Genomic DNA, 21174 nt, shown 5'->3' with positions numbered 1-21174 from the left:
GGTAAGCCCGGCGCTTCATCACGTCCCCCACACTGAAGGGAATTCCCGCGGACACGCCCGTCAGCGGTTAAGGACCGCACTGCACGGAAGCGTGGCTTGCCAGGGAGCAGGCGCCAGTGCGACACCGATGTCTCCAACGCCACCATTGAGGACACACTCCTCGTGGGCGACTGCCAGGAACTTTTCCCATTCCGGCCCGGTCTGCCGGACCGGCAGGGCCGGGAAATAGTTGACCGACAGGAAAACGAGCAGCACGGCAGGGGCCCATAAGAAAGTCCGGACTTTCGTACTGCCTGCCCTCTCAGCGGCAACGGCCACAGCGGCCGGAACCAGGATGAGCAGGAACATGGAAGGAGCGGCGGCGTAACGAAAGAATGTGAAATGCTCCAGCCAGTCCTCTTCGCTGAAACCCGCGAAATCAAGCTGATCCGAAACATTGACTACAACCGCGGCCGTCCAACACAGCGCAGCGGCGCCAAAAGAATATGCAGCAACGAATTTCCACTTGGTGCTGCCTAAGACCAGGACATATGTCAGCAGGCCGGCAATTACCGTGGCTGGTATGAGAACGGGAAATGCGCCGTAATTCACAATGGTTGAAGCCATGCTGCGTTTGTCGGTTTCCCAGAGGGAAGCCACAGCCTGCAAACCAAAACCATAGAAGACTGACAATGGGTCCGCCGGTTCCACGTCCGGCGGGGACCCGTAGCGTGGGTTGGTTGCGGTCGCCACGAGCTGGCACACCAAACCGGCGAGCAGTCCTACCGGCGCCCAGTAGTTCCGCCTCCGGAACGCCGTCCAGAGCGCAAGCGGTATGAAAAGCCCGGAGATGATCTCTGTGGTGGCCGCAGCAAAAGTCACCACGAAAAGGCCACCCTTGCCATACCAGCGGGAAGGGTGGTAAATCAGCAGCCAAGGCACAAGCCACAGCAGGTACCAATGCAGATTGGCCGCGTTACCGAGGACCTCAAGTGGCCCGACAGGGAGCAACACCGGAATCATTCCAAGCATCAGCCGGATAGCCCGACTGTCCACAAGAGCGGCGGACAGGTGGTAGACGCCCACAGAGATTGCCGCAACGGCAGCGCAACTGAGGAACGACATCATGATGGCAAAGGAGCTCAGAGGGGCCACCAGGTATGCAATGCCTGAAATGAGTCGCGGAATGGTGTGGAGGTAGCCCGCATAGGGTTCACCAATGCTGGCCACCGGGCCGATGACCACAGTGTCCCGGAGGAAGAAGGCACCGTCTTCGGCCCAGAGGGTCCCCCGGGTCAATTCCGGCAGCCGCAGCCAGGCAACGTAGGTGAGCGCTATGACCGACGCGAGACTCCCGATGGCTTTCAGTGCCTGCTTTCTTCGAAAGCCCAGGCTTGACGGAACCGTTGCGGTGCCGTGTCCTGGCCCGGCATTCATTGTTTTACTCATCGCGGCACCAGCTTATAGTCCTTTAGGACCGCCTGTTGTCCGCAACGAAACTGCTGTGACGGGGCCGTTGTTGGCCTGCCGGGCTGCGATTGGCGCCGAAAACGGTATGTGGAGATGATGGATGGTATGCAGCCTGCTCCCCCAGCCGAACCCAGCGTCCCGTTACCTGAGCCCAGGGTTCCATCTTCCGGACGGCTCTTCGGGGTGACTGTATCCCTGGTGGCAGCGGCATGTCTCGCCGCCTGCGCCCCCGTGGTGGACGTGGCACCGGCGGGCGACGCTGCCAACCCCGCTTGCGCACCCATGATGGTGGCCCTGCCGGATGCCATCGGCGACGCGCCGCTGCGCAAAACCAACAGCCAGGCGACCGCCGCCTGGGGTGATCCGTCGCAGGTGATCCTGCGCTGCGGCGTCAATGTTCCGGGGCCGACGACGGACCGCTGCGTCAGTGTGAACGGCGTCGATTGGGTCATCAAAGAAGGTGACGCGGCCTGGACCCTGACAACTTTTGGCCGCGAACCAGCCACTGAGATCCTTCTCACAAAGGATCAGGAGACCATCAGTTCCGCTACGGTCCTGGCTGACCTTTCGGCCGCGGCCGCGAAGGTGCCGGCCAGCAGGAACTGCGTGGGCCAGGAGGAACTGCAGAACCTGCCGACCAGCCAGTAGCTGGGCGCCGGTGGTGGGCCCACGCCGGCAGGGTTCCCTGGCCGAAGCGGAGCGAGGTTAGGGCGCCGGTGGGGACTAGCGCAGGCCGGTCTTCCGGTGCAGCGCCAGGTAAATCAGCTCATCAATGAGGTCCGCGTAGTCCAGCCCTGAGGCGGCCCACATCTGCGGGTACATGCTCTTGGGCGTGAAGCCCGGCATGGTATTGATCTCGTTGATGATCAGTTCGCCGTCAGGGGTGTAAAAGAAGTCCACGCGGCTGAGCCCCTCGGCTCCCACCGCGTCGAATGCCGCCGCGGCGAGTTCGCGCACGCGGGAAATGGCTTCTTCGGGGATGTCGGCCGGGCAGCTCAGGGCGGCGGCGTCGTCTTCAACGTACTTGGCGGTGAAGTCGTAGAATTCGTGGCTTCCTGCGGCCACTGAGATTTCGCCCGGCATGGACGTCCGCGGAGCATCGGTGCCGCGGCCTTCCAGGACCGCGCACTCAATTTCACGCCCCACGATGCCTGCCTCGATGACCAGCTTGAGGTCGTGCCGGCGGGCTTCCTCGATGGCGGCGTCGAGTTCTTCCATGGAGTCAACTTTGGAGATCCCCATTGACGAGCCGGCCCGGGCAGGCTTGACGAAAACGGGGAAGCCGAGGTGGTCCACCTGCTTGCGCACAGATTCCGCGTCCTTGATCCACTGCCGGTCCGTAACAGCAATGTACGGTCCGACGTGCAGTCCTGCGGCTTCGAAAACAACCTTCATGTAGTGCTTGTCCATGCCAACGGCCGAGGCGAGTACACCGGCGCCGACGTAGCGGGTATCGGACAGTTCCAGCAGCCCCTGGATGGTGCCGTCTTCGCCGAACGGACCGTGGAGAAGCGGGAACACCACGTCCACGGTGCCCAGCTCCTGCGGCACGGCATTCGGCGAAGCCACGATCAGCTGGTGCTCGCCGCCGATTTCCGCCAGGGTGACCGTTTCCGACGACGGCTGGACCTCGGGTAGCGACGATGCGGTCAGCGACCACTGCTCGGTGTCCCCCGCAGCAAGCACCCACTGCCCGGATTTGGCGATGCCGATGGGAATGACGTCGTACTTGTCTTTGTTGATGGCGCCCAGGACACCGGCGGCGGTTACGCAGCTCACCGCATGTTCGCTGGACCGGCCGCCAAAAAGCACGGCCACCCGTGGTTTCGCCGGGGAGGCAGCGTCCGTTGCAGTCAGGTTTTCGTCGGACATTCTCAGTAATCGCCTTCGGGTTTCAGGTCCCGGGCCAGCAGCAGCGGCCCCAGTTGGTCTACGGAAAGTTTGCCGGCCAGAACGGCTACAACGGCTGCGGTAATAGGCATATCGACGCCCAGTTTGCCCGCGAGTTCGTGGACGGCCGGGCCTGACTTGATCCCTTCGGCCGTCTGGGTCATCTTCAGGGCCAACTCATCGAGGGTGAGCCCCTGACCCAGCAACCGGCCGGCGGTATGGTTTCGTGAGAGCGGCGAGGAGCAGGTTGCCACCAGGTCCCCCAACCCGGCCAGTCCGGCCATGGTCCGGGCCTCCCCGCCCAACGCAAGAGCGAGCCTGGAGGTTTCAGCCAGGCCCCTGGTGATGACGGAGGCCTTGGTGTTGTCCCCCATCTGTTTGCCCTCACAGATGCCCACAGCCAGGGCAATGACGTTCTTGACGATGCCGCCGATCTCAACGCCGACAACGTCCGCCGTCGTGTAGGGGCGGAAATAGGGCGACGTGCAACTCCGGGCAATCCAGCCTGCGGCTGCAGCGTCAGAACAGGCCACCACGGACGCAGTCGGCTCTTCGCGGGCGATCTCCATGGCGAGGTTGGGACCGGAAACCACCGCAATGCGGTCCGCCGGAATCCCCAGTTCCTCGCTGATGACCTCGCTCATCCGGGAGTCAGTACCGAGCTCCAGGCCCTTCATCAGGGATACCACAACGGCGTCCGGGGCGATCAGCGGCTTCCATTCGCGCAGCTGCAGACGGAGGGACTGGGCAGGAACGGCAAGGACCACCAGGTCCGCCCCGGCGAGTACTTCGGCCACATCGGTGGACGCTGTAATGCTGGGCGGCAGCGGAATGTCTTTCAGGTACTGGGTATTCCGGTGGGAGCTGTTGATCTGCTCCACCACTTCGCTCCGGCGGCCCCACAGACGGATCCTCCGCTCGTCTCCCGCAACGGAGGCTGCATCGGCGAGGATCTTCGCGAACGTGGTTCCCCAGGAACCGGCCCCCAGGACAGCGACGGACCGGGCCGAGCCGTCGCGGGTTCCGTCAGCGGTCATGTGGCATCAGCAGCGCCGTCGGGCTTCCCACGGCCCTGGATGCGGCCCCGCACGTCCTGGTTCTGCTGCGAGGGGTCCCAGCGCCGGGCGGGAGGTTCCTCATTCCGGAGGCCGGCGAGCAAGCCGGTGACGGCATCCATGATCGCATCGGTGGCCGCCGTCAGGGTTGCTTTATCCAGGGGTTGGCCGGCGAAAGCGCTCAGGTCCACTGGCTTTCCGATGACTACCCGGGAGGTCTTGCGGGGAAAGAGGTGGAACCGCTTCGCATAGCGCGGGAAGACCTCATGGGCGCCCCAGTGAGCGATCGGGACCACGGGAATCCCGCCTTCGAGAGCGAGCCGCGCTGCGCCAGTGTGGCCTTTCATCGGCCACAGGTCCGGATCACGGGTAAGCGTGCCCTCGGGGTAGATGATGATGGCACCGCCGTCGGCCACAATCTCCTGGGCCAGCTGCAGCGAGCGGTTCGCCCCCGCCGTCGAACGTTCCACCGGGATCTGGCGTGTTGCCCTGAGGACCCAGCCCAGGACAGGGACCTTGAACAGCCCGGACTTGGCCAGGAAGTGCGGCGCGCGCTGGTTGTTGTACAGCACGTGGCCCACGACCAGGGGATCAATCTCGGTGCAATGGTTGGGGGCAGCAATGAAACCGCCGGCGGGAAGGTTCTCAAGGCCCTCCCACTTCTTGTTCATCATGGCATTAAGCAGGGGGCGCACTATGGCCGCAACCACAAAGAGGGTGGCTTGGCTCTTGGCCGTTTCCTTCACGTGCCCACCGCTACTTTGCCGAGGTGATGTCGAAATCGGCGCCGAGGCCGGCCAGCTTTTCGGTAAACCGTTCATAGCCGCGGTTAATGATGTCGATCCCGGTCACCCGTGAGACACCGGTGGCAGCAAGAGCAGCGATCAGGTGGCTGAAGCCGCCGCGAAGGTCGGGGACATCGATGTCCGTTCCCTTGAGCTGGGTGGGTCCGGAGATGACGGCCGAGTGGAGGAAGTTGCGCTGGCCGAACCGGCATGGCACGCTGCCCAGGCACTCACGGTGCACCTGGATGTTGGCGCCCATGCGGATGAGGGCGTCGGTGAAACCGAACCTGTTCTCGTAGACGGTCTCGTGGACAATCGACACACCCTCGGCCTGGGTCAGGGCCACCACCAGGGGCTGCTGCCAGTCGGTCATGAAGCCGGGGTGGACATCCGTTTCCAGGACCAGCGGGTTGAGTTTGCCGCCCTTGTGGTAGAACCGGATTCCGTCCTCGCCGATGTCCATCCCGCCGCCAACTTTGCGGTAGGTGTTCAGGAAAGTCATCATGTCCCGCTGCGAGGCACCTTCCACGAAGATGTCTCCGCGGGTCACCAGCGCAGCTGAGGCCCACGACGCCGATTCGTTGCGGTCCGAGAGGGCGCGGTGGTTGTAGCCGCCGAGGTCACGGACGCCCTCGATGCGGATGGTGCGGTCAGTCTGGACGCTGATGATGGCGCCCATTTTCTGGAGCACGGCGATGAGGTCGATGATCTCCGGTTCTGTTGCGGCGCCGGACAGCTCGGTGATGCCCTCGGCGCGGGTTGCGCTCAGCAGCACCTGCTCGGTGGCGCCCACAGACGGATACGGCAGGGAGATTTTGGCGCCCTGAAGCCCCTTGGGGGCGGAAATGTGGATGCCGCCGGGGCGCTTCTCCACGACGGCGCCAAACTGGCGCAGCACGTTGAGGTGGTAATCAATGGGCCGGTCGCCGATCTTGCAGCCGCCAAGATCCGGGATGAAGGCTTCGCCGATCGCGTGGATCAGGGGTCCGCACAGCAGGATGGGGATCCGCGAATCGCCGGCGTGGGCATCGATTGCGGTGCTCGGGGCCGTCTTGGCGCCCTTCGGGTCCAGCGTGAGGTCACCGCTGACTGGATCCTTGACCACCGTCACACCATGGAGCTGCAGGAGCGAGGTGACAACCTCTACGTCCTTGATCTCCGGGACGTTCCGCAACACCGACGGTTCATTGCCCAACAGTGCCGCCACCATGGCCTTCGGGACAAGGTTCTTGGCCCCTCGGACGGTGACTCGGCCTGTCAGCGGGACTCCGCCACGGATTGTCAGAACACTACTCATATACCGGTTTCCTTACGATTACTCGCCCCAAAATCCTTGCAAAGGCTCCAGCTAAGCATAGGAGGTCGCGTTACCGAACCGAAATACGGCGTGCCCGGCGCGGTCGTTTCTCCCCAGGCGTCCCGGCCGGAAACAGAAGCAACGCGGGGTCACTCCTGGCCCGATAAGTCGACTTCATTGGGCGAAGAGTGACCCCGCGTTGCTTTGGTTCGGCTCAGGAAAGGCGGGCCGGGAGGGTCGTGGGCATAAATGCTGGACGGGTGGCCTCGTAGGCGGTGATGTCCTCTTCGTGCTGGAGCGTGAGGCCGATGTCATCCAGGCCTTCGAGCAGGCGCCAGCGGGTGTAATCGTCGATCTCGAAGGGCGCCACGATGTTCCCGCAAATGACCGTCTTGGAGACGAGATCAACGGTCACTTCGGTGCCGGGGGCGTTCTCGAGTTCCTTCCAGATGAGCTCGATGTCGTCCTGGGCAAGTTCCGCAGCCAGCAGTCCCTGCTTGCCGGAGTTGCCGCGGAAAATGTCAGCAAAGCGGGAGGACAGGACGGTCTTGAAGCCGTAGTCCTTCAGGGCCCAGACGGCGTGCTCACGGGAAGACCCGGTGCCGAAATCAGGTCCGGCCACCAAGACAGAGCCGGTGTTGAACGGCGCCTGGTTCAGGATGAAGGCGGGATCCTTGCGCCATGCGGAGAACAGCGCATCCTCGAAGCCGGTGCGGGTGATCCGCTTGAGGTAGACGGCGGGGATGATCTGGTCCGTGTCAACGTTGCTCTGGCGCAGCGGTACGCCGATACCGGTGTGGGTGGTGAACTTTTCCATGGCGGTCTCCTAGGCTGCGTCGGTGCGGATGGCGGCGGATTCGGGGGCCGGATCAAGGTCCGACGGCGAGCTCAAGGTTCCGCGGATGGCGGTGGCGGCTGCCACCACCGGAGAGACGAGGTGGGTGCGCCCGCCCTTGCCCTGGCGGCCCTCGAAGTTGCGGTTGGAGGTGGACGCACAGCGTTCCCCTACCTCCAGCTGGTCCGGGTTCATGCCCAGGCACATGGAGCAGCCGGCGAAGCGCCATTCGGCACCGAAGTCCTTGAAGACCTTGTCCAGGCCTTCCGCCTCGGCTTCAAGCCTGACGCGGGCCGAACCGGGAACCACCAGCATCCGGATGTTGGGGTCCTTTTGGCGGCCGCGGATGATGTCCGCAGCGGCGCGGAGGTCCTCCATCCGCGAGTTGGTGCAGGAGCCGAGGAAGACCGTGTCCACCCGGATGTCCTTCATGGGTGTGCCGGCCTCCAGGCCCATGTACTGGAGGGCGCGTTCGGCGGCGGCCTTGGCGTTTTCGTCACCGAAGTCCTCCGGAGACGGAACCGAGGAAGACAGCGAAACGCCCTGGCCCGGGTTCGTGCCCCACGTGACAAACGGCTCCAGCGTGTCGGCGTCGAGGTCCACTTCGACGTCGAAGGTGGCGTCGTCGTCGGTCCTCAGGGTGTTCCAGTACTCGACGGCAGCGTCCCAGTCAGATCCCAGGGGCGCGTGCGGCCGCCCATACATGTAGTCGTAGGTGGTCTGGTCCGGGGCCACCAGGCCGGCACGGGCGCCGGCCTCGATGGACATGTTGCAGATGGTCATCCGGGCCTCCATCGACAGCGCGCGGATCGCTGAGCCACGGTACTCCAGGACGTAGCCCTGGCCACCGCCGGTGCCGATCTTGGCGATCACGGCGAGGATGATGTCCTTGGCGGTGACGCCGGGCCGCAGCGAGCCTTCGACGTTGATGGCCATGGTCTTGAACGGCTTCAGGGACAGCGTCTGGGTGGCCATCACGTGCTCCACCTCGGAGGTGCCGATGCCCATGGCGAGGGCACCGAAAGCGCCGTGCGTGGAGGTGTGCGAGTCACCACAGACAACCGTCATTCCGGGCTGTGTCAGGCCGAGCTGAGGTCCGACGACGTGCACAATTCCCTGCTCGGCATCGCCAAGGGAGTGCAGGCGGACGCCGAACTCCGCACAGTTGTTGCGCAGCGTCTGGATCTGCGTCCGGCTGGTGAGGTCCGCAATGGGCTTGTCGATGTCCAGCGTGGGAGTGTTGTGGTCCTCCGTGGCGATGGTCAGGTCCGGCCGGCGCAGCGGGCGGCCGGCCAGGCGCAGGCCCTCGAATGCCTGCGGGGACGTCACCTCGTGGACCAGGTGGAGGTCTATGAAGAGGAGGTCGGGCTGGGCATTGGCTCCTTCGCCGTCGCCTTTGCGCACCACATGTGCGTCCCAGACTTTCTCGGCCAGTGTCTTTGCCACGGCCATCTCCCTTCACTGCTGTTGACTGTTAAGTCCACTGAATCAGGACGGCCGTACAATTCGCCAGCCGAAACATTTGCATCTCAGATAATGAGACGGCAATATCATTACATGGACAATTCTAGTGGAGTCGGTGTCATTGATAAAGCAGCCCATGTGCTTGACGCATTGGAGGCCGGGCCCACCACCCTTGCGCAACTGGTGGCAGCCACGGGCCTCGCCCGGCCCACTGTCCACCGGCTGGCCCTGGCGTTGGTCCATCACCGGCTGGTGAGCCGTGACATCCAGGGCCGGTTTGTCCTCGGCAGCCGCCTCGTGGAGCTCGCCTCGGCAGCCGGTGAGGACCGGCTGATCGCCTCCGCCGGACCGGTCCTGATGCAGTTGCGCGACGCCACCGGCGAAAGCGCCCAGATCTTCCGCCGCCAGGGTGAATGGCGCGTATGCGTTGCCTCCGCCGAGCGCCCCATCGGCCTGCGCGACACCATCCCCGTAGGCACCCAGCTGTCGATGAAAGCCGGCTCCGCGGCCCAGGTGCTGCTCGCGTGGGAGGACCACGACCGGCTCCTGGAGGGGCTGCAGTCCGCCCGCTTCACTCCCACCGTTCTGGCAGGCGTACGACGGCGGGGCTGGGGTCAGAGCCTCGGCGAACGTGAGCCGGGGGTCGCCTCTGTCTCGGCACCGGTCCGGGGACCGTCCGGACGCGTCATCGCCGCCGTCTCGATCTCAGGCCCCATTGAACGGCTCACCCGCCAACCCGGCCGCCTCCACGCCGAAGTCGTGTGCAACGCCGGACGGATCCTCACGGACGCCCTGCGGAAGAACAACGACTAAGGCTGCATCCCCCGCCGGCATCGGGCAGGCCAGAGTTAGGCTGTCGGAATGAACAGCTACGCAGTCTTCCTCCGCGGCATCAACGTGGGCGGGATCAACATCAAAATGGCTGACCTCAGGGTTGCCCTGGAAGCAGCGGGCTTCACCGGAGTCAAGACCCTGCTCGCCAGCGGAAACGTTGTCCTGGCCAGCGACCTGGCTGCGGCCGAGGTCAAAAGCAGATGTGAAAAGTGCCTGCGTGATTCGTTCGGCTATGACGCCTGGGTGGTTGTCCTCTCAGCCGAGCGGGTGGGCGCTCTGGTGGATGCATGCCCGTACCCGGAGGACAGCAAGAGCACGCACACCTACCTCACCCTGGGGTCGGACAAGGCCGTGCTCGATGAGCTGGCTGCCGCCGGCGCAGCCCTCGACGGTGCGGAACAGCAACGGCTTAGCCCGGAAGCGCTGGCGTGGCTCGCCCCGGTGGGCGGGACCCTTGACAGCCCGTTCAGCAAAATCTCCGCCAAGCCCAAGTACAAGGCATCAACCACCACCCGGAACCTCCGGACCATGATCAAGGTCCGGGACGCCGCGGCAGCCCTGTCAACAGCCGAGGCGCCCTAACCCGCCGCTGACTGCAGGGCGGAATTGAATGATTTGAGCCGGGTCACTTCCACCTCAACGGGTTCCACCACCATGCCCTGGGCAACATCGGCCACGGCAACCCGCAACCGTTTCCGTGCCCTGGCCGCGCGGGCGTTGGCCACTCCTGCGCCGATGAACTTCCCGGTCAGCGCAAGGAAAATCCCCAGAACCACGCCGCCGGCGATCATCAGCGTGGGCACCGGCCACCCTTCCACCCGGGGAACCTCGGGGACCGGCATCTGGAAGTAGGCAAGTCCCGCCAGGACGCCCAGCCAGCCCAGCCCGCCGAGGGCCGTCAGCAGGGCGAGCCACTGGATCACATTGAAGACTCCCCACCACCATGACTTCCGGGCAGCCATCAGATCGGTTCCGGCGATGGCCTGGTCCAGTGCGTCCGGCAGGGCGTCGCGGCCTTCGCGGGCAGCGCCGCGGATCGCCGCGCGCCAGGGTCCGGGCGCGCCCTCGCTGGCGGCATCGGCAAATTCCCGGACGGCAGCATCAGTCCGGGCCCTTTCCGGGGCCCCGGCGGGCGGCAGCGATGTCCGGTTGAGTTGGGACGGGTTTGCACTGCGCAGGTTGAGGCGCCGCAGCGGATCAGCCCTGAACCGCACCAGCCACCGTGTTGCCGGCAATCCCGTGCGGCGCGTCGATTCGAGCCGGTAGGACCGGGCAACAGCACCCACCACCACCGGTACGTTCGCGGCTACGGCCAACTCGTCTGTAAGCCGTGCTTTCGAGGGTGAGCTGACGCCCGCGGCATCCCCCTCGCCGGAAACCTGCCTCAACTGCATCGAGGCCCGCGAAACGTCGGCGGCCAGCCGCTGGGAAAGCGCCTGGCGCTGCATTACGACGCTTCGGATGGCGCTTCTGACGCGGTCGACGCCGGTGCCCCTGAGGGCGGACGCGCCAAGGACCTGTACTTTGCCCAGTCCGTCGCGGGCCAGGATCCCCTTGAGGGACTCCAGCACGGGCTCCACGTCGCGTTCCGGCAGCCTGTCCACCTGATTGAGCACCACCAGGGTCACCGCACCGTGTGCGGCCAGGGGTTTGAGGAAATCATTGTGCACTGCGGCGTCCGCGTACTTTTGCGGATCCAGCACCCAGACGAGCACGTCCACCAGGCCCACCATGCGTTCGACGATTTCGCGGTTCGCGGCCCTGGTGGAATCGAAGTCCGGGAGGTCCAGCAGGATCAGCCCCGTGCCTTCGTCCGCGAACCCGTCCACCGGCACTGCATGGTGACGGTTGCGGACCTCAAGCCAGTCCAGCAATGGTTCGCTGCCCTCTGCTCCCCAGATTCCGGCCATAGGTTCGGATGTTGTGGGCCGGCGGGCAGCCGCCGTCGCGATCTCAGCGTCGCTGACAGCGTTGAACAGTGAGGACTTGCCGCTTCCGGTGGCGCCGAAGAAGCCCACCACCGTGTGGTCGCCGGACAGTGACCGGCGGGAGCTTGCCCGTTCGAGGAGCCGGAACACATCCTCCAACGCCGTCTCCGGCAAAACGCCTTCCGCGAGCCCGCGTGCTTCGTCGAGCGCCTCCAGCCTGCGGTCCAGCCGCGATGCTTCACGGGCTGCGCTGTGGCGGCTCATGCGCGCTCTGCCAGGCGGGCGAGGGCCGCTGCGTGGGCGGTCAGGACCTGCGCCGTGTCTGTGTCTCCGCCTGGGAGGCGGTCGAGGAACTTTTGTTGCTCCGCCTGAAGCAGCCGCTGGCAGCGGGCATGCAGGTCTTCACGCGCTGTTTGCGCAAGCCTGCGGACGGCGTCCTCCCCGAACACTGCTTCCAGGAGTCTCTGGCCGACGACGGCGGTGCCTCCCGCCACACCGATCTCCAGTCCGGTGAGTCCAGCGGTCATGGAAAACACGACGATCATCAGCGCTGCGCCGAGGCCGTTGATGCCGAAGGACAGCCATCTGGCCTGCGTGCGTTTGCCTTGGCCCTCGGTGCGGATGAGCTCCATCAGGCCTGCCTGCCAGGCCCGGATCTCGGCGGCTGCCTTGTCGGCGAAGCCGGGACCCGTCCCGGAGAGGTCGTCGGTGCCCAGCAGCTGGCGGCCAGCGGGGTCAGAACGCCACCGCTGGTCCGTCTCCTCGGCGGCGTTGGCGGCCTCGTCAAGAATAACCGCCTGCAACCCCGTCTCAATGGCCGCTTCCACCCGTACCGCTGGTGTTGGTTCGCCGCGGAAGAAGGCTCCCACACGGTCCCGCAGCCGGCCGATGTTCTGTTCCAGTGCCCGGAAGAACTCGCCCGTTCCCACGAAATCCTGCCAGCGGGCCAGCACCTCTCCGCGGAGCAACGCGCCGTCTTTGGTGGCGTCCAGGATCCTGGTCCCGGCATCGCGGTAGGCGTCCTCGGCGTCGGACCGGAGTGTTGCGGCGGCATGCTCCTGTTCCCGGACCGCCTGCCCCAGCGCGCCGACGCGACCGGCGAGTGCCCTGACCGTACCGTTCAGCGTCCGCCGGGCAATCTCGGACCGCCCTGCCGAATCGGCTGCCAGTTTCTGGAGCCAGCTGCGCAGGGGCTCCACCGAGCCCACCGGCAGCATGCCCAGATCGTCGAGGGGCGCCTCCGGCACGATAAAAAGCCCTGCGCTTCCAAGGCCTTCCTGCTGCAGCAGTGCCCGCAAATCGGCGCTCACCTCAGCTTCTGCCTCCCGCGGCACCCGGTCCAGCACCACGGCAACCATGATGTCCCGCGAGGCCGCATTCAGGAGCAGCTTCCACGGGACCGCGTCTGCGTAGCGGTTGGCTGTTGTGACGAAGACCCAGAGGTCCGCGGCAGCGAGCAGCTGGCCCGCTAACCGCCGGTTGTCATCCGAGATGGAGTCAACGTCGGGTGCGTCCAGCAGCGCTATGCCCTGCGGAACGGCTGGATCCGCCACCAGCACCAGCGAAGAGATGGCCTCAGCATCGGGAGCCGCTCCCGCCCGGCTGGCAGGGAGCGGCTCGGGTGAAATGGTTCCACGGATCCTGCTGAGGGTAGGCAGGACCCGTTGGCCTTCGAACCAGCCGGCATCGGCGGGATGGTGCAGGAGGATGGGTTGCCTGGTGGTGGGCCTGATGGCCCCTGAGCGTGTGACCGGGTGCCCTACCAGGGCGTTGACCAGGGTCGACTTACCGGCGCCGGTGGAACCGCCGACGACGGCGAGCAGCGGAGCGTCCAGGCTGCGGTACCGCGGCAGGATGTAGTCGTCGAGCTGGCCCACGGCGTTCAGGGCGTCCTGGCGTACCTTTTCAACATCCGGAAGGGCCAGTGGCAGCGATACAGCGGAGAGATCCTCCCGCACCGACTCCAGCAGGCCCACAGCGGCCTCGGCCGCCTCGCCTGGCGGGCGGCCCGGCTGGGCTTTCGGAGCGCGGCTCGGCGGTGGAGGAGGTTGCGGGACAAGCCCATCGGAGGAGGTCACAGCAACATCATGCCAGTCTGAGAAGCAATCGGGCCGGGCCACGGCTACAGACGGCATAACAAAAACGGCCCCGGGCTGATGCCCGGGACCGTCTTACTGTGGTGACCCCAGCGGGATTCGAACCCGCGTTACCGCCGTGAGAGGGCAGCGTACTAGGCCGCTATACGATGGGGCCGTGTACTTCCAACCGGCCAGAGGCCGGTTTGCTAAGAGAGTATTTCACACCCTCAGCAAGTGTTTCAAATCGGCGAACCGGCTCAAAACCCCTGATCTGCCGCATAAATCTGCGACCGAACCAGAGCTGGGATACCAGGACTCGAACCTAGAATGACGGTACCAGAAACCGTAGTGTTGCCAATTACACCATATCCCAATGATACTTTCGGGCCGGATTTTCGGGCCTCAACCCGTGCTCCGTGCGCCTCAGCACGAGAAATTACTTTACCCGAGACTTGAGGCTCGCACAAATCGGCCCGGCAGGCGGCCCGGCTGCCGTCTGCCGGGCGGTCAGGCCAGCAGCTGGCGCAGCGAACTGACCTCGTGACCGCCGACGTCCTGAAGCACCTCCCCTGTCCTGTTCAGCCAGACGCCCACCAGCCCCGCCGCCGTCGAGCCTTCAGCGTCCAGAAGCCGGTTATCCCCCACGAACAGTGTCTCCGCTGGGGCGATCTGCAGGAGGCGCACGCCTTCGAGGTAGATTGCCGGCTCAGGCTTCGCCACACCAACAGTGTCAGTGCCCACCAGGCGGGTGATGCGTGCCAGGCCTGCGCCATCCAGTTTCGCCCGCTGGTAGTCATGGACGTTGTTGCTCACGGCACCATAGGGCACCCCGGCGTCGTCGAGGAGATCAAGGAGCGGAATGACATCTTCAAAGGCCCGGACGTAGCCGGGCTGGAGCCGGCTGTAGTCGGACAGCCACTGGTGCGTTTCCTCGCCGTCGGCCAGTTCCACGCCGAAATGACCCAGTGCCGCGCGGCCACGGAGCAGGCGCTGGTCATTGAAAGTCAGCTCACCTGCCAGGTACCTGTCGTAATAGTGGGTGGTTTCATGCGTGAAGATCCTGCCGAATCGCTCCCACCCGCGCTGGTCGAGGCCGGGCAGGAGGTGTTCACTGACCTCGCGCAGGGCTGTGGTCATGGCATATTCGAGGTCCACCAGGGTGTCATCAATGTCAAAGAGGACGCCCCGGATGGTCCCGAAGCGGGTCTCCAGTGCTCCTTGAGCCTCCGTGCCGGTCATGGCCATCAGCCGCGGAAGGTGCGGAGCCGGCTCAAGGAAGACTCCTTGCCGAGGATCACCATGGATTCGAAAAGCGGCGGCGAAATGCGGCGGCCGGAGATGGCTGTGCGCACCGGGCCGAAGGCGAGGCGGGGTTTCATGCCGAGGCCCTCCACCAGCGCCTGCTTCAGCGCCGTCTGGATATTCCCGGGGGTCCAGTCCCCTACCGGCTCAAGGGCGGCAATAGCGGCGTCGAGGGCTTCGGTGAGGTTTTCCGGGAGGCCCTTGCGGGCATCATCGGCGACGTCGATGGCGTCATCGGCTTTGAAGAGGAACGCCAACATCTCGGGGGCTTCGCCCAGCAGGGTAATGCGCTCCTGCACCAACGGTGCGGCTTCGGCAAGGGTGTCCTCCTGGCGGCTGGTGAGCTCCTCCCCCACGAGCCCGGCGGTGCGCAGGTAGGGGACCAGGCGGGCACGGAAGTCCTCGGGGTCAAGCATGCGGATGTGCGTGCCGTTGATGGCCTCCGCCTTCTTGATGTCGAAGCGGGCAGGGTTGGCCAGGACATCATGGACATCGAAATTTTCGATCAGCTGGTCCACCGTGAAGATGTCCTCGTCCGCTGACAGGCTCCAGCCCAGCAGGGAGAGGTAGTTCAGCAGGCCCTCCGGGATGAACCCACGGTCGCGAAGGAGGAACAGGTTGGACTGAGGGTCGCGCTTGGAGAGCTTCTTGTTGCCCTCTCCCATGACATACGGGAGGTGGCCGAACACGGGCATGTAACTGGCGACGCCGATCTCGATGAGCGCACGGATCAGCACAACCTGCCGGGGCGTGGAGGAGAGCAGGTCCTCGCCGCGGAGCACATGCGTGATGCCCATCAGGGCGTCGTCCACCGGGTTGACCAGCGTGTAGAGCGGAGAACCGTCGGCGCGGACGATGACGTAGTCCGGGATGCTCCCGGCCTTGAAGGTGATCTCGCCGCGGACCACGTCGGTGAAGGTGACATCCTCATCCGGCATCCGGACCCGCAGGACAGGCTGGCGGCCTTCTGCCTTGAATGCGGCGAGCTGTTCTTCGCTGAGTTCGCGGTCGAAGTTGTCGTACCCGAGTTTCGGGTCCCGGCCGGCAGCGCGGTGGCGCGCTTCCACTTCGTCAGGCGACGAGTAGCACTCGTAGGCGTAGCCTGCTTCCAAAAGCTTCGCTACGACGTCCTTGTAGAGGTCCAGGCGCAGCGACTGCCGGTACGGCTCGTGCGGTCCGCCGACCTCCACGCCCTCTTCCCACGTGATGCCGAGCCATTTCAGCGCTTCCAGAAGCTGCTGGTAGCTCTCCTCCGAGTCGCGTGCCGCGTCCGTGTCTTCAATGCGGAACACAAAGGTGCCCTTGGTGTGCTTGGCGTGGGCCCAGTTAAACAGGGCCGTACGGATCAGCCCAACGTGGGGGGTGCCGGTTGGTGACGGGCAGAACCGGACCCGGACAGGCGTTTCAGCAGTGACGGACGGGAAAGCGGTATTGGACGCGGAGGCAGTAGTCATAGTGGCTCCAACTTTACCGCCTGCCGCCTTCCCGGACGTCAGGTGGGGTCAGTGGCGGACCACGGGGTTGGACAGCCGTCCGATGCCCTCGATCTCCACCTCATAGCGGTCACCGGCAGTGACAAGGCCGACGCCGGCTGGCGTGCCGGTCATGATGACGTCGCCGGGGAGCAGCGTGAAGGCATGCGAGACGATGGAGACGAGTTCACGGACGCCGCGGATCATCTGGTTGGTGCTGCCGTCCTGACGGAGCTCGCCGTTCAGCCTGCCCTGGATCCGGAGGTCTTCGGTATCGAGTTCGGTTTCGATCCACGGGCCCAGCGGCGCCGACGTGTCGAAACCCTTTGCACGGGCCCACTGCAGGTCTGTTTTCTGGACGTCGCGGGCGGTGAGGTCGTTGCCGCAGGTGTAGCCGAAGATGACGTCGTCCACCCGGTCCTCGGGTACGTCCTTGCAGATCCTGCCAATAATGACGCACAGCTCGGCTTCGAAGGAGACCTCGTCGGAGAATTCCGGCAGCACGATGGGATCGTTGGGGCCGACCACTGAGGTGTTGGGCTTCAGGAACAGCAAGGGATGCGTCGGCACTTCGTTACCAAGTTCGGCGGCGTGCTCGGCGAAGTTGCGGCCGACGCCGATCACCTTGCTGCGGGGAATGATGGGGGCCAGGAGCCGCACGTCTTCAAGCTTGTGCTTGACGTGGGTGCGCTCCACGCCGTTAAAGAACGGGTCACCGTTGATGACAGTAATTTCCTCACTGCCGGACTCGCCTTCAACAACGCCGTACAGGGGATCAGAATCGACTACAAAACGGGCAATACGCATGGTTCTTACCCTACAGTCTTGAGCTGCGCAGGTAGTGAAGCTGGGCTGCAACCGACATTTCCACGGCCCGCCTGAGGTGGGGCTCGACGTCGGCATACACGGCATCCGCGACGGCGGTCACCTCTGCATCCGCGCCAAGGCGGTCCAGGGCAGCGCGGATCTGGTCCAGCCGTTCCAGGCGGTGCTCACGGTAGGCGTGCGCGACGTCCGCCAGGGAGGGAAGCATAGGCCCGTGGGCCGGCAAGACGGTGGCAGCACCAAGGGCTTCAAGCCGGTCCAAGGACTGAAGGTAGTCCCCCAGCGTCCCGTCAGGGTAGTCCAGCACCGTGGTGCCGCGGCCAAGAATCGTGTCGCCGGTCAGGACCGAACCGTCCCCGCCGTCGTCCGGGAGGTGGAAGCACACCGAATCCGAGGTGTGGCCGGGGGTGGCAAGGACGTTGATCGCCACCCCGGCCGCGAGGAGCATCTCGCCGTCCTGCAGGACATGGCCGCCGCCGTGGCAGTGCCTGGGATCCGCCGCACGGACGGGAGCGCCGGTGAGTTCGTGGAGTCGGAGCGAGCCGGCAGTATGGTCTGCGTGCCGGTGCGTCACGAGAATGAGTTCCACCGGACCCCTGCCCGCAAGCAACTGGAGGTGTCCTTCGTCAGCGGGGCCCGGATCCACCACTACTGAAGTAACGGCTCCGGCCGCTGAAATCAGGTAGGAATTGGTCCCCTCCAGGCTCATGGGTCCGGGGTTCGGGGCCAGGAGGGACGTTGCCAGCGTGCTGCGGGGTTGTGTACTGCTGCTCGAGGTGGAGTTCACCGCACCATCTTCGCACCGGGAGAGGAATAACCGGGACACCGCTGCGGGTTATGGCTCCTGAAACCCATCGTCTACAGAGAGCGTCAGGCACCCATGAGCACCTCACCCACCCTTACGTTGGCCGAGCTCCTCTCAGGCGCTGACGCGGCGGGCCACGACCATGCGGCAACCGAGAAGAACAGCGGACTCCAGCACATCCACAACCACGCAACGGGCAGCATTGTCTGGTTCCCCACGTGGAAGAAGTTCCGAGAGACCGCTGATTGGCACGAGGCAGTAAAGGGTCTCGCCGAGGATTATCGGTCCGGTTCAGCTCCTGTGGAAGAATCGGCCAGGGTCTTCCTGGCTGAGGATCTGGCCACACTCCTGGAACGCGCGGCCGCGTCCAGTGACGCAAACATCTTCGTCCAGGAGAACCTCACCCACCACCTGACGCGGACCTGGGCTGTGGGCGACGCCGTCGCGATGGCGACGGGGACGGACCTGCCCAGCGGCACCACCACGCCCGCTATCTTTGCCGGCTACCCCTACGACGTCTACGCCCAGGACGGCGGCGCGTTCGCGACGGCACTCTGGAACGACGTCATCGATGCCCGCCGCAACCGTGCACTTGCCGACGAAGCAGCCCGCAAGGCCCTGAAGCCGGTCTCCCGCAAGGCCCTCAAGAACGCCGCCCGGAAAGCCGCCCGCCGCTGATCCTCCGCACCCACGTTCCGCCGTCGTACGTCCGGCAACCCATGCCCCTGCAAACAGCAACGCGGGGTCACTTGATGCCCGATCCGACGGCGGAATCGGGCATCGAGTGACCCCGCGTTGCTTGGGATCAGGGGCGGTGGGGATCAGGCGAGGCGGGTCAGCCAGCCGTGGATGTCCGGGACGGTACCGGTCTGGATACCGAGCAGCTGCTCGCGGATGGCCATGGTGGTCTCCCCCGCCTTGGCGTCCTCGCTGCCGATGAACTCGGTGGTGTCCTTCAGCACGCCGATGGGGGTGATGACGGCAGCAGTACCGCAAGCGAACACCTCGGTGATCCCGCCTGTGGCCACGCCGTCGCGCCATTCGTCCAAAGTGATCTTTCGTTCCGTGACCGTGCGGCCCATGTCCTTGGCCACCTGCATCACCGAGGAGCGGGTGACGCCTTCGAGGATGGTGCCGGTCAGCGCGGGGGTCACCAGCGATCCGTCCTTCATCACGAAGAACACGTTCATGCCGCCGAGTTCTTCGATGGCGTTGTCGTTGAACTGGTCCAGGAACAGCACCTGCTTGCAGCCATTGGCCTCCGCTTCCTGCTGGGCGATCAGGGAGGCGGCGTAGTTGCCGCCGCACTTAGCCGCCCCGGTGCCGCCGCGGCCTGCACGGGCGTATTCGCGGGAGATCCAGATGGACACGGGCTTCAGTTCGCCGCCGAAATAGTTGCCGGCCGGAGATGCGATCACTCGGAAGGACACTTCCCGCGCAGCGCGGACACCCAGGAAAGCCTCAGTGGCAATCATGAACGGGCGCAGGTAGAGGGCCTCGCCGTCACCGGCAGGAACCCATTCCCTGTCCACTGAGACGAGTTCCCGGATGGCACCGAGGAAGTACTCAACAGGAAGCTCCGGCAGGGCGAGCCGGCGGGCAGATTTGTTGAGCCGCGTGGCGTTGGCCTCGGGGCGGAACGTCCAGATGGAGCCATCTGCGTGCCGGTACGCCTTGAGCCCTTCGAAGATCTCCTGGCCGTAGTGCAGCACCGCCGCGGACGGGTCCAGCGAGATCGGTCCGTAGGCTTCAATGCGGGGGTTGTGCCAGCCGCCGTCGCCATGTTCGTCGACGCTGTAGTCCACCACCGCGGTGTGGTCGGTGAAGTAATTGCCGAACCCCGGGTTGGCCAGGATTGCTGCACGCTCTTCAGCTGACTTCGGGGTTGCCGAGAGCTGCTGGTTGAATTCGACGCCATGGGCAGTCTGAGTCATGGTTCCTCCACGATCGGCTCCCCTGAAAGGCTGTTCAGCGTTGAACAGCAGGGCAGCATTTGGTGATTCGAAACAAGCTTACGCCCGTTGGCAGCCCCTGCAGGCCGGGCTACAGCGCGGCGGCGATAGCGTCCCCGACAGCACTGGTGGAGCGGGCGCCGCCGTCTCTCGCTTCGACGTCGGCGACCACTGCCGCTTCGATCTTCCGGGCAGCTTCGGTGTAGCCGAGGTGATCCAGCAGGAGTGCAGCAGAAAGGATCGCCGCGGTGGGGTCCGCTTTCTGCTGTCCGGCAATATCCGGGGCGGACCCATGGACCGGCTCGAACATCGACGGCGCCGTGCGGTCCATGTTGATGTTGCCCGAGGCTGCCAGGCCGATGCCGCCGGTAATCGCTGCAGCCAGGTCAGTCAGGATGTCACCGAAGAGGTTGTCTGTGACGATGACGTCGAACCGGGCGGGGTCGGTGACCATGAAGATGGTCGCCGCATCAACGTGCAGGTAGTCGTGGGTGACCTCCGGAAATTCCTGGGCCACGGCCTCGACTGTGCGCTTCCACAGGTGGCCGGCGTAAACCAGGACGTTGTGCTTGTGCACCAGTGTCACGTGCTTGCGGTCACGGGCGCTGGCGCGACGGAACGCATCGCGTACCACCCGCTCCACACCGTATGCCGTGTTGAGCGAGACCTCGGTGGCTACTTCATGCGGCGTGCCGGCTCGGAGGCTTCCGCCGTTGCCAACATAGGGCCCCTCCGTACCTTCACGGACCACGATGAAATCGATCGTTCCCGGGTTGGCCAGCGGACTTCCCACGGTGCCGTACAGCTTTGAGGGCCGCAGGTTCACGTAGTGGTCAAGGCTGAAGCGGAGCTTGAGGAGCATCTCCCGCTCGATGATGCCCGAAGGTATCCTCGTATCACCGGGGGCAGCACCCACCGCGCCGAACAGGATGGCATCCCTGGTGCGCAGGTCGGCAAGGATCTCCTCCGGAAGCGTCTCTCCGGTGGCCAGCCAGTGCTCTGCACCGAGCTTGTAGTGCGTCTGCTCGAGAACTGCGCCTTCAGCTGCCACAGCCTTTTCAAGAACCTTCAATGCCTCGGCTATGACCTCGGGGCCGATGCCGTCACCGGGAATAACAGCGAGATTTATCGTCGATGCGCTCATTGCTCAAGAATATTTAGAGAATCCGCATGCCGGACAATCGGTCTCACCTATTGAGATGA

The 21174-nt window shown here is 64.9% G+C and carries 19 protein-coding genes and 2 tRNA genes; 4 read left to right on the top strand and 17 right to left on the bottom strand.

All coding sequences use genetic code 11. The features are described from left to right. Positions 1–60 precede the first annotated feature (60 nt). A complete protein-coding gene (locus tag AC1MCA_RS18345) occupies positions 61–1428 on the bottom strand; it encodes a hypothetical protein (protein ID WP_479803509.1) in 1368 nt (455 codons plus the stop codon). Between the two features lie 204 nt (positions 1429–1632). Here AC1MCA_RS18345 and AC1MCA_RS18340 point away from each other — a divergent pair, with 204 nt between their 5' ends. Continuing rightward, the gene (locus tag AC1MCA_RS18340) at positions 1633–2097 is read left to right on the top strand and encodes a DUF3515 domain-containing protein (protein ID WP_479799728.1); all 465 of its coding nucleotides are present in this window, start codon (positions 1633–1635) and stop codon (positions 2095–2097) included. Positions 2098–2172: 75 nt separating this feature from the next. On the opposite strand, the gene AC1MCA_RS18335 is transcribed toward AC1MCA_RS18340, so the two are convergent. From AC1MCA_RS18335 to leuC, 6 genes are all read right to left on the bottom strand, one after another. After that, a complete protein-coding gene (locus AC1MCA_RS18335) occupies positions 2173–3321 on the bottom strand; it encodes a D-alanine--D-alanine ligase family protein (protein WP_479799727.1) in 1149 nt (382 codons plus the stop codon). A 2-nt stretch (positions 3322–3323) separates the two neighbouring features. After that, positions 3324–4376 (bottom strand): NAD(P)H-dependent glycerol-3-phosphate dehydrogenase, encoded by a 1053-nt coding sequence (locus tag AC1MCA_RS18330; protein WP_479799726.1) that lies wholly within the window; start codon positions 4374–4376, stop codon positions 3324–3326. Next, positions 4373–5140 carry a lysophospholipid acyltransferase family protein gene (locus AC1MCA_RS18325; RefSeq protein ID WP_479799725.1) on the bottom strand — a complete coding sequence of 256 codons (768 nt, stop codon included), beginning with the start codon at positions 5138–5140 and terminating at the stop codon, positions 4373–4375. The genes AC1MCA_RS18330 and AC1MCA_RS18325 overlap by 4 nt, the downstream gene beginning before the upstream one ends. Positions 5141–5150: 10 nt before the next feature. Next, complete coding sequence (murA, locus tag AC1MCA_RS18320; protein ID WP_479799724.1) at positions 5151–6476, bottom strand: UDP-N-acetylglucosamine 1-carboxyvinyltransferase; 1326 nt, start codon at positions 6474–6476, stop codon at positions 5151–5153. A gap of 214 nt (positions 6477–6690) precedes the next feature. Next, a complete protein-coding gene (leuD, locus tag AC1MCA_RS18315; RefSeq protein ID WP_479799723.1) occupies positions 6691–7293 on the bottom strand; it encodes a 3-isopropylmalate dehydratase small subunit in 603 nt (200 codons plus the stop codon). A gap of 9 nt (positions 7294–7302) precedes the next feature. Then, the gene (gene leuC, locus AC1MCA_RS18310) at positions 7303–8757 is read right to left on the bottom strand and encodes a 3-isopropylmalate dehydratase large subunit (protein ID WP_479799722.1); all 1455 of its coding nucleotides are present in this window, start codon (positions 8755–8757) and stop codon (positions 7303–7305) included. Positions 8758–8868: 111 nt separating this feature from the next. On the opposite strand from leuC, the gene AC1MCA_RS18305 reads away from it, so the two are divergent. Beyond that, on the top strand, positions 8869–9588 hold the full coding sequence (locus tag AC1MCA_RS18305) for an IclR family transcriptional regulator (protein WP_108600545.1): 720 nt from the start codon (positions 8869–8871) through the stop codon (positions 9586–9588). Between the two features lie 48 nt (positions 9589–9636). Next, positions 9637–10191, top strand: coding sequence for a DUF1697 domain-containing protein (locus AC1MCA_RS18300; RefSeq protein ID WP_479799721.1), 555 nt, complete (start codon positions 9637–9639; stop codon positions 10189–10191). Here the strand turns inward: AC1MCA_RS18300 and AC1MCA_RS18295 are convergent. The 8 genes from AC1MCA_RS18295 to AC1MCA_RS18260 all read right to left on the bottom strand — a co-directional run bounded on the left by AC1MCA_RS18295 (position 10188) and on the right by AC1MCA_RS18260 (position 18001). Beyond that, complete coding sequence (locus AC1MCA_RS18295) at positions 10188–11801, bottom strand: GTPase (protein WP_479799720.1); 1614 nt, start codon at positions 11799–11801, stop codon at positions 10188–10190. The genes AC1MCA_RS18300 and AC1MCA_RS18295 overlap by 4 nt on opposite strands. After that, on the bottom strand, positions 11798–13672 hold the full coding sequence (locus AC1MCA_RS18290) for a dynamin family protein (RefSeq protein ID WP_479799719.1): 1875 nt from the start codon (positions 13670–13672) through the stop codon (positions 11798–11800). The genes AC1MCA_RS18295 and AC1MCA_RS18290 overlap by 4 nt, the downstream gene beginning before the upstream one ends. 42 nt (positions 13673–13714) lie before the next feature. Beyond that, positions 13715–13790, bottom strand: a tRNA-Glu gene (locus tag AC1MCA_RS18285). Positions 13791–13916: 126 nt separating this feature from the next. Continuing rightward, positions 13917–13988, bottom strand: a tRNA-Gln gene (locus AC1MCA_RS18280). 134 nt (positions 13989–14122) lie between these two features. Then, entirely contained in the window at positions 14123–14860 is a 738-nt protein-coding gene (locus tag AC1MCA_RS18275) for an HAD family hydrolase (RefSeq protein ID WP_375134923.1), read from the bottom strand. Continuing rightward, positions 14860–16371 carry a glutamate--tRNA ligase gene (gene gltX, locus AC1MCA_RS18270; protein ID WP_479799718.1) on the bottom strand — a complete coding sequence of 504 codons (1512 nt, stop codon included), beginning with the start codon at positions 16369–16371 and terminating at the stop codon, positions 14860–14862. The genes AC1MCA_RS18275 and gltX overlap by 1 nt, the downstream gene beginning before the upstream one ends. A 48-nt stretch (positions 16372–16419) precedes the next feature. Next, a complete protein-coding gene (locus tag AC1MCA_RS18265; protein WP_479799717.1) occupies positions 16420–17196 on the bottom strand; it encodes a fumarylacetoacetate hydrolase family protein in 777 nt (258 codons plus the stop codon). Positions 17197–17206: 10 nt separating this feature from the next. Beyond that, positions 17207–18001 carry an MBL fold metallo-hydrolase gene (locus tag AC1MCA_RS18260; RefSeq protein WP_479799716.1) on the bottom strand — a complete coding sequence of 265 codons (795 nt, stop codon included), beginning with the start codon at positions 17999–18001 and terminating at the stop codon, positions 17207–17209. Between the two features lie 93 nt (positions 18002–18094). Here AC1MCA_RS18260 and AC1MCA_RS18255 point away from each other — a divergent pair, with 93 nt between their 5' ends. Further along, positions 18095–18697 (top strand): hypothetical protein, encoded by a 603-nt coding sequence (locus tag AC1MCA_RS18255; RefSeq protein ID WP_479799715.1) that lies wholly within the window; start codon positions 18095–18097, stop codon positions 18695–18697. Positions 18698–18840: 143 nt separating this feature from the next. Here AC1MCA_RS18255 and AC1MCA_RS18250 read toward each other — a convergent pair whose 3' ends face one another. Continuing rightward, complete coding sequence (locus AC1MCA_RS18250) at positions 18841–19953, bottom strand: branched-chain amino acid aminotransferase (protein ID WP_479799714.1); 1113 nt, start codon at positions 19951–19953, stop codon at positions 18841–18843. 109 nt (positions 19954–20062) lie between these two features. Next, positions 20063–21115 carry a 3-isopropylmalate dehydrogenase gene (locus AC1MCA_RS18245; RefSeq protein WP_479799713.1) on the bottom strand — a complete coding sequence of 351 codons (1053 nt, stop codon included), beginning with the start codon at positions 21113–21115 and terminating at the stop codon, positions 20063–20065. Positions 21116–21174 lie beyond the last annotated feature (59 nt).

The organism is Arthrobacter sp. BK1 (assembly GCF_056680055.1).
Note: the sequence above shows the minus strand (reverse complement) of the source record. Positions and strands in the feature narration are given on the sequence as shown.

What these genes read in the sequence shown, in the direction of transcription:
- AC1MCA_RS18345 (WP_479803509.1), bottom strand. Translation starts at nt 1,428, where the DNA reads ATGAGTAAAACAATGAATGCCGGGCCAGGACACGGCACCGCAACGGTT.
- AC1MCA_RS18335 (WP_479799727.1), bottom strand. Translation starts at nt 3,321, where the DNA reads ATGTCCGACGAAAACCTGACTGCAACGGACGCTGCCTCCCCGGCGAAA.
- AC1MCA_RS18330 (WP_479799726.1), bottom strand. Translation starts at nt 4,376, where the DNA reads ATGACCGCTGACGGAACCCGCGACGGCTCGGCCCGGTCCGTCGCTGTC.
- murA (WP_479799724.1), bottom strand. Translation starts at nt 6,476, where the DNA reads ATGAGTAGTGTTCTGACAATCCGTGGCGGAGTCCCGCTGACAGGCCGA.
- leuD (WP_479799723.1), bottom strand. Translation starts at nt 7,293, where the DNA reads ATGGAAAAGTTCACCACCCACACCGGTATCGGCGTACCGCTGCGCCAG.
- AC1MCA_RS18305 (WP_108600545.1), top strand. Translation starts at nt 8,869, where the DNA reads ATGGACAATTCTAGTGGAGTCGGTGTCATTGATAAAGCAGCCCATGTG.
- AC1MCA_RS18300 (WP_479799721.1), top strand. Translation starts at nt 9,637, where the DNA reads ATGAACAGCTACGCAGTCTTCCTCCGCGGCATCAACGTGGGCGGGATC.
- AC1MCA_RS18295 (WP_479799720.1), bottom strand. Translation starts at nt 11,801, where the DNA reads ATGAGCCGCCACAGCGCAGCCCGTGAAGCATCGCGGCTGGACCGCAGG.
- AC1MCA_RS18290 (WP_479799719.1), bottom strand. Translation starts at nt 13,672, where the DNA reads ATGCCGTCTGTAGCCGTGGCCCGGCCCGATTGCTTCTCAGACTGGCAT.
- AC1MCA_RS18275 (WP_375134923.1), bottom strand. Translation starts at nt 14,860, where the DNA reads ATGGCCATGACCGGCACGGAGGCTCAAGGAGCACTGGAGACCCGCTTC.
- gltX (WP_479799718.1), bottom strand. Translation starts at nt 16,371, where the DNA reads ATGACTACTGCCTCCGCGTCCAATACCGCTTTCCCGTCCGTCACTGCT.
- AC1MCA_RS18265 (WP_479799717.1), bottom strand. Translation starts at nt 17,196, where the DNA reads ATGCGTATTGCCCGTTTTGTAGTCGATTCTGATCCCCTGTACGGCGTT.
- AC1MCA_RS18255 (WP_479799715.1), top strand. Translation starts at nt 18,095, where the DNA reads ATGAGCACCTCACCCACCCTTACGTTGGCCGAGCTCCTCTCAGGCGCT.
- AC1MCA_RS18250 (WP_479799714.1), bottom strand. Translation starts at nt 19,953, where the DNA reads ATGACTCAGACTGCCCATGGCGTCGAATTCAACCAGCAGCTCTCGGCA.
- AC1MCA_RS18245 (WP_479799713.1), bottom strand. Translation starts at nt 21,115, where the DNA reads ATGAGCGCATCGACGATAAATCTCGCTGTTATTCCCGGTGACGGCATC.